Consider the following 13,145-nt stretch of genomic DNA (forward strand, 5'->3'; position numbering starts at 1 on the left):
AATTAGCACAAAGTTTGGCTGAATATTTTATTAATGCGAAATATTTTCTTACTTTATTTTTTTAACACAATAAAAAAAACCGCCTCGTTTGAGGCGGTTGCAAAACAATCTGATTTACTTTTTTAAAAGTTGTATCGTAAACTAAAATTCCATGTTCTTCCAAAACCAAAGAATACTTGATTAGCATCTGCTACACCTTGATAAGTTTTTCCTAATTCTTCATAGGTTTTCCCTCCTGAATTTGGAGCTATATCTGTTGCAAAAATATTGGTTCTAGATTCTGCGATATAGGTTTTGTCTAAAACATTATTCACATTCAATCTGAAATTTAAAGATTGTGATTTATGTTTCCCTAATAAAAGTTTGTAAGAAACACCAGCATCTAATAATCCATAAGAAGGTAGTTCTAAAGAACCTTTATGTTCTGCATTTTTGAAGTTATCTGGAGAAATAGAAGCATACAAACGATCTGAGAATCTATAGTTGGCATCTACACTAACTCTTTCTACAACTTCATAGGTTGCCCCTACAGCTGCGGTCAATTGAGCCGCATCACCCACTTTAACACCGTCTAAATATAAAGTTGTTGTGCTTCCACCACCTAATGGATTATTGGCATTGTCAAATCTACTGCTTTCAATGTTACCATCATACTCCCAATTCCCTATAGAGAACATCCCGTTTACTTTTAACTTCTCAGTCACTCTAGCATTGGCCTCTAATTCAAACCCAGTGTGGATTTGAGTAATTCCAGAAAAATCATAATATCCTCCAGGATTATCCACTGCTTGATCTGAGGCTCTTTGATATCTATCTTTCCATGAAGTACGATACACGTTTACATTGGCATTAAAGTATTGCGAACGGAAACCATACCCAGCTTCTAAACCTAGAATTTTTTCGTTGGTCAAGTTATCATTCACTAAAGAGGCATTATTTGGATATACCGCATTAAAGAAAGGTTGTTTCGAGTAATAACCTGCATTGACAAACACATTATGCTTTTCGTTAATATTATAGTTGGCTCCCCCTTTGATGTTTCCACCTAAAATATTTTTATAATCGGTTGATGCCAAATTATCCGTTGAAGCATATTTGAAGAAATCGTCTCTTCTAAACCCTTGTTGAGACACTGCTCCTTGAACAAAAGCGGTTAAATTATCTTTACTATATTCTAATTGTGTAAAGGCACCATACCATCGTACCAAGCCATCATTGTTGTAGGTGATTCTAGGCTGTTCATTAGCGCTATAAAAAGGATTCCAGTTGGGTCTTGCTGCAGTAGTATTCGAGATTAAATTTGGTACTTTTACCCCAGAAGCATTTACATTATTAACATTAGAACCATCAGAATAACGATCTGACCCCATTAAATCTATCAAAGTCTGATAATGCATTCCTCGATAAGCTCTAGCATCTATTCCAAAATCAAAGGTGAAGTTTTGGTTTAATTTTTTGTTCAAATTCATTACCCCACCGTACCAATCATGAGAATTTACTGAGGCAATTTGGCTAATACCATTTGTAGTATTGTTAGCCGAAGAAGACGTACTTTCAAAAGCTCCGTTTACTTGTGTTCTTGTGTAAGTTTTTCCACCTATAGTAACTGGCTGACCTGAATTGTAGGCACGAATCAAATCAACATCAATCAAACCATCAGCAGTTCTAAGTGCATCTGAGAAAAATCTGTTACCAGCAATAGCACCCGTACCATTAGCTCCTCCTCCACGACCCCAAGAGCCATAAATAACTGTAGATAATTTAGTCGTTTCATTTATATCGTACTCCCAGTTTACAGACATAATAGGTTTGTGGTAATAATTTGTTCTGAATCCAAATTCTTCCCCATTCGCATATCCCCAATCCGAATTGTATTTGATATTAGGTTCTCCATTTGAACCATACTTTAAATAACTGCTAATCGTTGGTGCATTACTTCTTTGGTTGTGCCATTGCGGTGCACCAGTAAATGTAAATTGAAAATTATGTTTTTTATTTTTCGTTTGATAACCTAAACCAACAAAATAGTTGTACCCTTCAAACTTAGTTCCGTCTACATATCCGTCTCCTGTAGTACGACTAAAAAGTACAGAAGCAGATAGCCCATTATCTAACACACCGGTTGAATAAGTAGCTAAGGTTTTTAAATAACTGTCATTTCCAAAACCTGTAAATACAGAACCTCCTTCTTTCATATCTGACGTTCTAGTCACTACATTTATAGTACCTCCTACCGATGAAATGGCTAATTTGGAAGATCCTAAACCTCTTTGCACTTGCATGGCCGATGTCACATCAGACAATCCCGCCCAGTTACTCCAATATACTGCACCATTTTCCATATCGTTAATTGGCATTCCGTTTACCATTACGGCAATATTTTTTTGATCAAAACCACGAATGTTGATTCTAGAATCACCAAATCCACCCCCTGATTTTGTAGCATACACCGAAGGAGTGTTGGCCAAAATTTCTGGAAACTCTTGAGATCCTAACTTTTCTTGAATTTCAGCAGCTTTAATGGTCGATACTGCAACTGGTGTTTTTCGGTCTTTGGCCACATCAATTACCGTACTTTTAATAACAATTTCTTTTAATTCATTAGAATTAGAACTCAATACAATTGTTCCAATATTTTTTGTAGTACCATTGGCCACAGTAAACCGCACCGTTTTTGTTTCAAATCCAAGAAAAGATATTACCAATTCTCCAGAATTTGTAGTTGTGGTTAAAGTAAAATTTCCATCAAAATCAGTTGTAGTTCCAATTGAAGATCCTTTTATCACAATGTTTGCACCTGGTAATGATCCTTCGTTATCACTAATTTTCCCTGTAATTTTTCCTTGTGAAAATGCTGTAGAAAAAGCAAAAAACATCATGCAGAAAAGCACCCAATTCTTAATTTTCTTCATTTTTTTTGTGTTGTTTTTGTTTAAAAATTAATTTTTTGCAAAATTCAACCATTAAAAAAGGTTCGGTGTTAATTTAATATTAAGTAGAGTTAACGCTATCTTAAAACAGAAACTATTAGTAAATTGCTAGTGATTTAAGTTAATTTAACAACTTGAGTGGAATAAATTTAAGAGTATATTACATCCATTGCTTTTTATCAATACTGATTTTGTGCATTGTAAAAAAAGATAGCTACCCCTTTCTTAATTATTACTTAATTTCAAACGATGTAACAAAAAATATTGTTAAAACCAATGTTGAGTCAAAAAAAAATAAAACTAACACAGAATCAGTTTTGTTCCAAAAAAAAAGCCTCGAATAGAAAGACCATTCGAGACTTTTAAGTAGTTTATTTATAGATTACTTTTTCTTATTTTTAAGAAAATGTTGTAACAATAAGGTAGTCGAACTGTCGTGTGTTTTTACAGTCTCAGTTTCAATTTCGTCTAAAATAGAATTAGCTAATTGTTTTCCTAATTCCACTCCCCACTGATCAAAACTGAAAATATTCCAAATAACACCTTGCACAAAAATTTTGTGCTCATACATGGCAATTAAAGCCCCTAAAGAAGCAGGTGTTAATTTTTGGATTAAAAGGGTATTGGTTGGTTTGTTACCAGTAAACACTTTAAAAGGCAACAAATAAGCTGCTTTTTCAGCAGAAAGCCCTTGTTTATCAAACTCTGCTTGTACTTGTGCTGCTGTTTTCCCGTTCAACAAAGCCTCCGTTTGCGCGAAGAAATTAGACATTAACTTATCGTGGTGATTCCAATCGCCATACAAAGGTTCTACAAAACCAATAAAATCCGTAGGGATTAACTTGGTTCCTTGATGCATCAATTGAAAAAAGGCATGTTGTGCATTGGTTCCTGGTTCTCCCCAGATTATAGTGCCCGTTTGATAATCCACTGCTTTCCCATCACGACCTATGCTTTTTCCATTACTTTCCATCGTTCCTTGTTGTAAATAAGGAGCCAATTTTTGTAAATATTGAGTATATGGAATGAGCGCTTCGCTTTCGGCCCCATAGAAGTTATTGTACCAAACGCTTAGCATTGCTAAAATTACAGGGATATTATTTTCAAAAGAAGTGTTTTTAAAATGTTCGTCCATTTCATTGGCTCCCCCTAACAACGCTTCGTAATTGTCATAGCCAACAGCCAAACTTATGGATAAACCTACGGCACTCCAAAGAGAGAAACGACCTCCTACCCAGTCCCACATTGGGAAAACATTATCTGGATTAATCCCAAACTCAGTCACTTTTTGAAGATTGGTTGATACGGCCACAAAATGTTTCGCAACATCTTCTTGACTAGCCGATTGTAAAAACCATTTTCTTATGGTCTCGGAATTGGTCAAGGTTTCTTGTGTAGTAAAAGTCTTAGAAACTATTACGAATAAAGTAGTTTCGGGATTTAATTTTTTGATGATTTCATTGGCATGGTCTCCATCTACATTGGAAACAAAATGAACATTCAAATGATTTTTATAAAATTGTAACGCTTCAACCGCCATTACTGGACCTAAATCTGAACCTCCAATTCCAATGTTTACAATGTCTGTAAATGCTTTTCCGGTATATCCTTTACGTGTACCAGCTACTACCTCTTCAGTAAAAGCTTTGATTTTTGCTTTCACTTCATATACTTCAGGAATTACGTTGACACCTTCTACATTTATAACCGCATCTGCTTTGGCTCTTAAGGCTGTATGCAAAACTGCGCGGTTTTCGGTTTGATTAATCAATTCTCCTTGAAAATAGCTAGCAATAGCAGATTCCAAACCACATTCTTTGGCTAATTCAATTAAAAGCTGTACCGTTTCTTGATTGATGTTGTTTTTTGAAAAATCAACTAAAAAATCATTCCAGTTAATAGAAAATTGAGCCGCTCGATGGGTCTCTTTTTCAAACAATTCTTGTAAGGTAACCGATTGAATAGTAGAGAAGTGAGCTTGTAATTTTTTCCACGCTGCAGTTTGCGTCGGATTGATAGTATGTAAGGCCATATGCTTAAGTTTTGTATGTTTATATAAGGAATACAAAATTAAGCAATTAACTTCTAAATGCTAAAAAAGCCAGGCTAAAACCACTAAAAAATCTACGAAAACGATAGATATTTAACAATTCTTTAAAGATTAGCTACACTATCCAATTCCCATTTCAACGGTTTGATTTGCTTAAAATAACGCTCTTTAGTGGCGCCTGTGAGCGGTTCGCCATTGGGCAATTTCAAACGTAGCGGATCAACTTGCACTCCATTTTTCCAAAAACGATAACACACATGTGGTCCAGTAGCCAGACCGGTACTCCCAACCAAACCAATAGGTTGTCCTTGTGTTACACGCTGTCCTCGTCTCACTAATATCCTAGACATATGCAAGTATTGGGTTGCATAAGTCCCGTTATGCTTTACTTTCACAAAATTACCATTTCCTGCTGTGTAGCCCGTTTGTTCAACCACCCCCGAAGCCGTGGTTGTGATAGGTGTACCATGTGGCGCAGCGTAATCCGTTCCTTTATGTGCTTTCCATCGTTGTTGCACGGGATGAAAACGATTCGCAGAAAATCGAGAGGTTAAGCGACTAAACTTAATGGGGGTTTTCAGAAAAAAGTTTTTCAATCCTTTTCCTTCTTCGTTATAATATTCAATCTTGTTTGACTTGGAATTGGCTACAAAAGGAAAGGCATAAATAATTTTCCCTTTGTACTCAAAAAAAGAAGCCTGCAAACTATCCACACCATCATAGATAGAATCATTAATATAGCGTTCGGTGAAAGACAATGCAAAACGATCGCCTCTTTTTAGTTTGAAAAAATCGATAGACCAGGCATAGATTTTAGCAATTTTGCTAGCCAAACCGGGATCAATATTTTCACTTTCTAGCGTTTCCGAGAGCGAACTTTTGAGTACCCCTCCAATGGTTCTTTTTCGAATCGTGATGGGTTTGGTACGCATATAAGCTTTTGCCACTGTATCGCGCAAATCCACAACATAATATCGAAGCGCATCGGGTTGGTAGATAAAAACTTGAAGTGCTTTAGTTTTATTTTTAGATCGAAGTAAAGTATAAGGTTTATTATTGCGGATGCTTCTTACATTAAACGAATCTTTAATTTGAGCTACTAACTCAAAAACTTTTCTGTCCCCAATGTTTTGGTGTTGAAGAATGGTTCCAAAAGTATCTCCACTTTGTATGGTATCATGAACCACATTAAACTCAGCATACGTAAAGCCAAATTCTTTCTTTTTTGAAATGGGTTTTGTTTTGATTTCACTCCATACTTCTTCTTTTTTCGTGCACGAAAAACCAAAAATCACAACAATAACTAGAATAACAAAACGTTTCAAGGTAATAAACAATTTAATCGATTAATTTTCAACTCCCCAATTGGCCAACTCTTCTTCACTCCATAATTCTGGAAAAAAAATACGTCTTTGGTACATTGGATGCATGTACTTTTTCCAATCACTTCCACCAGTTGCTGCTCCATCACCAATTCCACTGCCCTCTATATATTTTTTGGCTGTATTTAAATGTTGCATTACCCAAGTAATATTAACGGTGTAATCATACTCCCGCATCGCATTTCTTAGTTCAGGATTTTTTTGATCTTCTTCGGGTAATTGTTTGAACTTCTGCCAAAGATTGATGGTATTGTATTCCTTCATCTGAGCAATAAAAAGAGACTTGTATTTTCGTTCAAATTCTAACAAGAGATACGATTTCTCACCAGTTGCATGATCTTTGCCCGCAGCTTGCCAATACAAATGTTCAAAAGCATGCTCATATGGGGTGTTGCGATCTATAGTCGCTCTAAATCTTGCATCGATCAAATTGATTAAATCTGTTGAAGCAAATTCAATAAGCCGATACTGTGCACTTTGAAATCCACTGGCTGGGGTCAGGGTATTTCTAAACTTCATGTACTGTTCCACTTCCATGCCTTCGCCCATAATATCAAATGAGGTAGTTAGCATGGTGAAATACCGACTAATTCTCATGAGACGTTCGGTAAAAAAAGCGGTTTCAATAGGAGTAGTATGAGAAATTTGCTGCATTTCCCATAAAATCATTTTAAACAATAATTCATTGACTTGGTGGTACATAATAAATACCATTTCGTCGGGCAATGTCGTACGTTGTGTTTGTAAATTCAATAACGCATCGGTTTGAATATAATCCCAATAAGTAATAGGTTTAGCCCAAAGCAACCCTTCTAAATGAGTCGCTGTTTTTTGATTTATGGATTGATATTTTTGGTCAATCTCTTCTAAAATGGAAGTTATATTTTCTGAAAAAATCATTTGTTATTTTACTTTTAAAGGGTATTTAATTCCTTTGTAGGCCTCCAAATCTGCCTTTATGGCTCCTACAACCAAATCTGCTTGAATACGTAATGGAACTTTATTTTGGTCATTAGAAATCCAAACGGTCATGCTTTCTTTTTCCTTAAAAACACGTCCGGATTGCACAATAGGTCGAAAAATCATGGCCGATACTTTGCCAAATTTAGTTGTAATATTCTCAATGCCGAGGAATTTTAACTTAAACTTTGTAGTTTCATTATCAAAGAACATGTCTATCGCTACAGATTCTCCAATTTTCATTTTATCAATCGTGGGGTAATTACGGAGGTAATAAAAAGTTGAAACAATGTCTTGCGTTCCTTTGGGAAAGGTAAAAGTGCTTTCTTTTTTGTGTTTGTAGTCTTTCACAAGCACTTTGAGTGTGGATTGATTGAAAAATCCTTCTTGATTTTTGGTGTAGCCCCCTTCATCAATTTTTCTTACGAATTGATAGGGATAACCCGTGATTTTATCAAAATAGCTCTCATATAAGTCATCGACTTTAAAAAAAAATCGCGACATCCCAGTGGTATAGCCCCTTCCTACAACATGGTATACCGGTTTTTGATTCATGACGGTTTCTTTTACTTCTAGGGTAGCAAAACCGGCAGTTACAAAACCATAATGTATTCTAAATTTAAACCACTCCCCATTTTCAAAAGCCCCTTGGTCTTGAGAACCAAAACTAACGGTGACTAGAAATAAGAACAGTATTATTAGTTTTCTCATCGGTTGAACGGACTCTCTATAATCGATCTGACAAAGTAAAAAACCCCAAATGTATTAAAACAAAAAAACCCAGTCAAATTAATGACCGGGTTTTTATGCTATTAACTAACCAAAAAACTATAAATTATGAAATTTATAATACTCATGAAAGGAAACCACCCCTTTCATTTGCGAGTACAAAGATAGAGCAAAAATCCATTTTATCCAGCAACAAAAACAGAGTTTAACACATCGTTTGCAAATTTTTAGTATTTGATTTGATTATTATTTTTGATTATGCAATAAAAACTTAAAATTATAACGTACCTCGCAATTGCTGCTCTCTTTCTATCGATTCAAATAAAGCTTTGAAGTTTCCTGCTCCAAAACCTTTGGCTCCCATTCGTTGAATAATCTCAAAAAACAAGGTAGGACGGTCTTCAACTGGCTTGGTAAAGATTTGTAATAAATACCCATCTTCATCAGCATCCACCATAATGGCTAACTTTTCGATAACGGCTAAATCCTCTTTCATCATATTCATGTGCTCGCCCAAACGCTCAGGAATGGCTTCGTAATACGCATGAGGCGGTGGTGATAAGAACTCTACACCACGAGCTCTAAGCTCAGTTACTGTAGTAATAATATCATCAGTAGCAATGGCAATGTGCTGCACGCCTGCTCCTTCATAAAAATCTAAATACTCTTCAATTTGTGAACGCTTGTTTCCTTTGGCGGGTTCGTTGATTGGGAATTTAATTCGTCCGTTACCATTACTCATTACTTTACTCATCAAAGCAGAATACTCGGTATGGATTTGTTTGTCATCAAAAGAAAGGAAATTCACAAATCCCATCACGTCTTCGTACCATTTTACCCAAACGTTCATTTGGTTCCAACCCACATTTCCTACCATGTGGTCGATGTATTTTAGTCCAACAGGAGTAGGATTATAATCCGATTTCCATTCTACAAAACCTGGAAGAAAAGGACCTGTGTAGTTTTTACGCTCTACAAACATATGTACGGTTTCGCCATAAGTATAAATTCCAGCGCGAACTACTTCTCCAAATTCGTCTTTTTCTACGGTAGGTTCCATGTATACTTTTGCGCCACGTTTGGTAGTTTCTTCAAAAGATTTACGAGCGTCTTCTACCCAAAGCGCCACGATTTTTACGCCATCGCCGTGTTTTTTTACGTGCTCTCCAATTGGAGATTCACTAGTAAGAGCGGTAGTCAATACCAAACGGATTTTGTCTTGTTTTAGCACATAAGAAACTTTGTCTCTTGAGCCTGTTTCTAAACCGCAATACGCGTGCGATTGAAATCCGAAAGCGGTTTTATAAAAATGAGCGGCTTGTTTAGCGTTACCCACATAAAATTCTACGTAGTCGGTTCCCATTAATGGAAGGAAATCTTGTGCTCCTTCAAATATTTTCTCTAATCCGTATTCTACTGATTGTACTTCTTTTGCCATAATTAAGCCCCCTAACCCCCAAAGGGGGAATTCCTATTAGGGGTAAATAGGATTTATAGTTAAATTGATTTAAAAATTTTATTTTGGAATAATTGATATTATTCCCCTTTGGGGGCTAGGGGGCTTCCACCCAAGATTTGTAGTACTGTCCGTCATCAAGCCCCATCGCTTCTTCGGTAACCATTAAAGGACGAAACGTATCGACCATTACGGCTAATTCTTGTGTGATGGTTTGACCAATGCTTCGTTCCATAGCTCCTGGTGCTGGCCCGTGAGGAATTCCTTTTGGATGTAAAGTGATGTGACCTTGTTCGATATTATTACGACTCATAAAATCACCATCTACATAATACAATACCTCATCGCTATCAATATTGCTATGATTGTATGGTGCAGGAATCGCTTTTGGATGATAATCGTACAAACGAGGCACGAAAGAACATACTACAAAAGTAGATGTTTCAAAGGTTTGGTGTACTGGTGGTGGTTGGTGCACGCGACCAGTTATAGGCTCGAAGTTGTGGATGCTAAAGCCATAAGGAAAGTTATAACCATCCCAACCCACAACATCAAAAGGATGCGTGGCATAGACCACCTCGTGCATCATCCCTTCTTTTTTTATTTTGATTAAGAAATCCCCTTTTTCGTCATGCGTTTCTAACGCTGTTGGCAATTTGAAATCGCGTTCGCAAAAAGGAGCGTGCTCTAAATGCTGACCTGATTCGTTTTTGTATCGTTTTGGAGTATAGAAAGGCGCGAAAGATTCTACATAAAACAAGCGATTTTCTGTAGTATCAAAATCGATTTGATAAATCATTCCGCGAGGGATTATAAGATAATCTCCATATTCAAAAGGAATATTACCCATCATTGTTCTTAGCGTTCCGCTTCCTTTGTGGATGAAAATCATTTCATCGGCATCGGCATTTTTATAAAAAAAAGAGCGCAAGGATGCTGTTGGAGCAGCTAAACCAATGGTGCAATCTTTATTGACCAACATAGGTTTGCGGCTTTCTAAGAAATCGATTTCGGGTTGTAGTTCAAATCCTTTTAACAATAGCGATTTGATATTCTTACCGATAGCAATTTTGGGTTCTACCGAATAAGACTTTAATATTTCTTTGACCTGAGTCGGTCGGTGTACATGATATAATAGTGACGAATGGCCATGAAAACCCTCGGTCCCGAATAATTGTTCGTAATACAATCCCCCATCAGGTTTCTCGAATTGTACGTGGCGTTTTTGAGGAAAATCTCCTAGTTTATGATATATTGGCATTTTTTAAAAAATTTAGATTCAACCTAATTGTATTCCTTAAAAAATAGTATACTCATTCTGGATTCCTTTTAATCAGAAATTGCAGATAATCTAATAAACCTGGCCATTTTGTTTTCATGAAAGCAAATATCGTAATTTATTTTGATATTTTTTAAGATTAAAACACATAACCTAAACAAAACCACAAATACCCTTTCGATTGTTCTGGAGACCAGGAATATTTGAGCTCTATAGGACCGAAAACGGTTTCTAATCCGTAGCCAAAAGCATATCCAGAATAAGTAGGCCATTGAACCCAACTTTCTAATGAATTAAAAATTCGATCGCCTAAATTGGCATAATTAGCTGCAAAATTGATATGATTTTTCTTGTAAAACTCATAATCAATGGCAACGGAACTTTTAATATAACTATCGCCCCCGATGTTTAAAAAATCATACCCATAAAAAGGTCTAAAATTAGCGATAGGATTAAAACCATAGCCTCCTAATAAAAAATGTAAAAACGGCACACTTGGTTTGCCAACACTAAGTCCTGCATCGGTTTGAAATTTTAAAGTAAACTTAGGCAAGAGCGTCGCAGCAATGGTAAAGTCCGCTTTAAAAATGGAAAATCGATTAAATGTTTTTGAATAATCCGAGGAGTTTAGATACGAATGTACATCGCCCATAAATGCCCAACCTTTGCTGGGAAAATATTTTCGATTTAAAGCATCAAACTTCAGGTAACCAAAAGCGCTTAAATAACTACTGTTGTCATAGTTTAAGGCATTGATAGCGGTTGTAACAGGTATAATTTTAAGATGTTTGTATTCAAATCCGCCTCCAATTAGATATTTTTGTACAAAAACAGATTGAAAATATATTTGATTATTCCATTCATTATATTCGAGATTCACCAAAGGTAATTCTCCATTCTTAGTGCTTGCGCCAGTGATTGCGTCGGCAATCCTTCGGTTGAATTGATTAAAATTGGATTTGATTCCAAGACTAATGTTGAAACCGTTGTCTACATAATAATCTAGATTGTACCTCAAATTATCTCCCACAATAACATCTAGCGAGGTAACATCATTCTTGAAAAACAGCTTGCGTTGTGTAATGTTGGCCAAAACGGCACTTTTGTATAATCCATCATAATGAAGTCCAAATTTCAACAAGGTCTTGGTTTCGTTTTCTTTGACCTCTAATGCTAAGGTTTCGCCATAACCATTGGGTTTTAAAGAATAGGTTATTGTATTGAAATTTTCGGTAGCACTCAAAGAATTTATACCACTATGCAGTTTATCATAAGTAATTACGGTACCGGGTTTGAAAAGCAATTTCCCTTTCACATAAGCTGGAGTGTAATTTTTTAATTCATTAACTTCTACTTCTGTTACAAAAATACTATCCGAGATAATCTTGAGTTTGGGTTTTCGGTAAAAGGTTTCGGGAGTGACTAATTTTTTTAATTCTTCAAAGACCACAAAAGCGGCTTCTTCCCCTTTGTTGATGATTTCTTTGCCTTTATCAAAAGAGATTACCCCATAATCGCGTATATCGGGTTTGATATAAACAGTAGTGTTTTTGACATTTTCTTTCATCTTTTCGATCATGCTCAAATTGCTAATCTGCACTAAGATTTTGGTAGCATCCCGAAGCACTGTTCGATCTTTGAGTCCTTCTTGCACATCTATTCCAATGATAATATCGGCACCTAAGGCTTTTACTTCATTCAAAGGGTAATTGTTGAGTACCCCACCATCAATAAGTAATTTTCCGTCAATTTCTACTGGAGCGAATAAAGAGGGAAATGCGGCACTAGCTAACATGGCCTTGGCCAAATCTCCTTTATTTAGTACCACTTGTTCTCCTTTTTCGATATCAGTACCAATACACAAAAAAGGAGTAGGTAACTCATTAAAATCTTTGATGTCTTTTACATTTCTTGTAAGTCTACTCATCAAATTAAAACTATAAATCCCTTTGGATAAGGCCTCGGGAATCATAATTTTGAAATTGGTAAAAGGCAAAACGAAGGCATACCATTCGTCATTGTGTTTTTCATTGAAGTTTTTATACCTTCTCGGTACATAATCATTGATTAACTCATCAAAATTGGTATTGTGAAAAACCGAATCAATTTGAGCCGCATTGTATCCCGAAGCATACAATCCTCCAACAACTGCTCCCATGCTTGTCCCTCCTATGTAATCAATTTTAATACCCGCTTCCTCAATTACTTTTAAGGCTCCAATATGTGCAAATCCTTTGGCCCCTCCTCCACTTAATACTAAACCAATTTTTGGGCGCTTTACGGGTTCCTGCGCCCATAATGAATGTAGACTAACAACTAATAACAATAAATAGGTTAGTTTATTCATAACGTGTATTTT

The 13,145-nt window shown here is 36.0% G+C and carries 8 protein-coding genes; all 8 read right to left on the reverse strand.

Going from position 1 to position 13,145, the window contains the following annotated elements; translation table 11 throughout:
- Positions 1 to 122: 122 nt before the first annotated feature.
- The gene (locus tag ACZIX2_RS01810) at positions 123 to 2,912 is read right to left on the reverse strand and encodes a TonB-dependent receptor (protein WP_463338363.1); all 2,790 of its coding nucleotides are present in this window, start codon (positions 2,910 to 2,912) and stop codon (positions 123 to 125) included.
- Positions 2,913 to 3,312: 400 nt separating this feature from the next.
- Positions 3,313 to 4,962: a glucose-6-phosphate isomerase gene (gene pgi, locus ACZIX2_RS01815; RefSeq protein WP_463338364.1), complete on the reverse strand. Its 1,650-nt coding sequence runs from the start codon at positions 4,960 to 4,962 to the stop codon at positions 3,313 to 3,315.
- Positions 4,963 to 5,084: 122 nt separating this feature from the next.
- Entirely contained in the window at positions 5,085 to 6,305 is a 1,221-nt protein-coding gene (locus ACZIX2_RS01820; protein WP_463338365.1) for a peptidoglycan DD-metalloendopeptidase family protein, read from the reverse strand.
- Positions 6,306 to 6,326: 21 nt separating this feature from the next.
- Complete coding sequence (locus ACZIX2_RS01825) at positions 6,327 to 7,262, reverse strand: tryptophan 2,3-dioxygenase family protein (protein ID WP_463338366.1); 936 nt, start codon at positions 7,260 to 7,262, stop codon at positions 6,327 to 6,329.
- A gap of 3 nt (positions 7,263 to 7,265) precedes the next feature.
- The gene (locus ACZIX2_RS01830; protein ID WP_463338367.1) at positions 7,266 to 8,033 is read right to left on the reverse strand and encodes a DUF3108 domain-containing protein; all 768 of its coding nucleotides are present in this window, start codon (positions 8,031 to 8,033) and stop codon (positions 7,266 to 7,268) included.
- 295 nt (positions 8,034 to 8,328) lie between these two features.
- Positions 8,329 to 9,489 (reverse strand): 4-hydroxyphenylpyruvate dioxygenase, encoded by a 1,161-nt coding sequence (gene hppD / locus ACZIX2_RS01835; RefSeq protein WP_463338368.1) that lies wholly within the window; start codon positions 9,487 to 9,489, stop codon positions 8,329 to 8,331.
- A gap of 115 nt (positions 9,490 to 9,604) precedes the next feature.
- Entirely contained in the window at positions 9,605 to 10,768 is a 1,164-nt protein-coding gene (locus tag ACZIX2_RS01840) for a homogentisate 1,2-dioxygenase (RefSeq protein ID WP_463338369.1), read from the reverse strand.
- Between the two features lie 157 nt (positions 10,769 to 10,925).
- On the reverse strand, positions 10,926 to 13,133 hold the full coding sequence (locus ACZIX2_RS01845) for a patatin-like phospholipase family protein (RefSeq protein ID WP_463338370.1): 2,208 nt from the start codon (positions 13,131 to 13,133) through the stop codon (positions 10,926 to 10,928).
- Between the last annotated feature and the right edge of the window lie 12 nt (positions 13,134 to 13,145).

Source organism: Flavobacterium riviphilum (assembly GCF_055231795.1).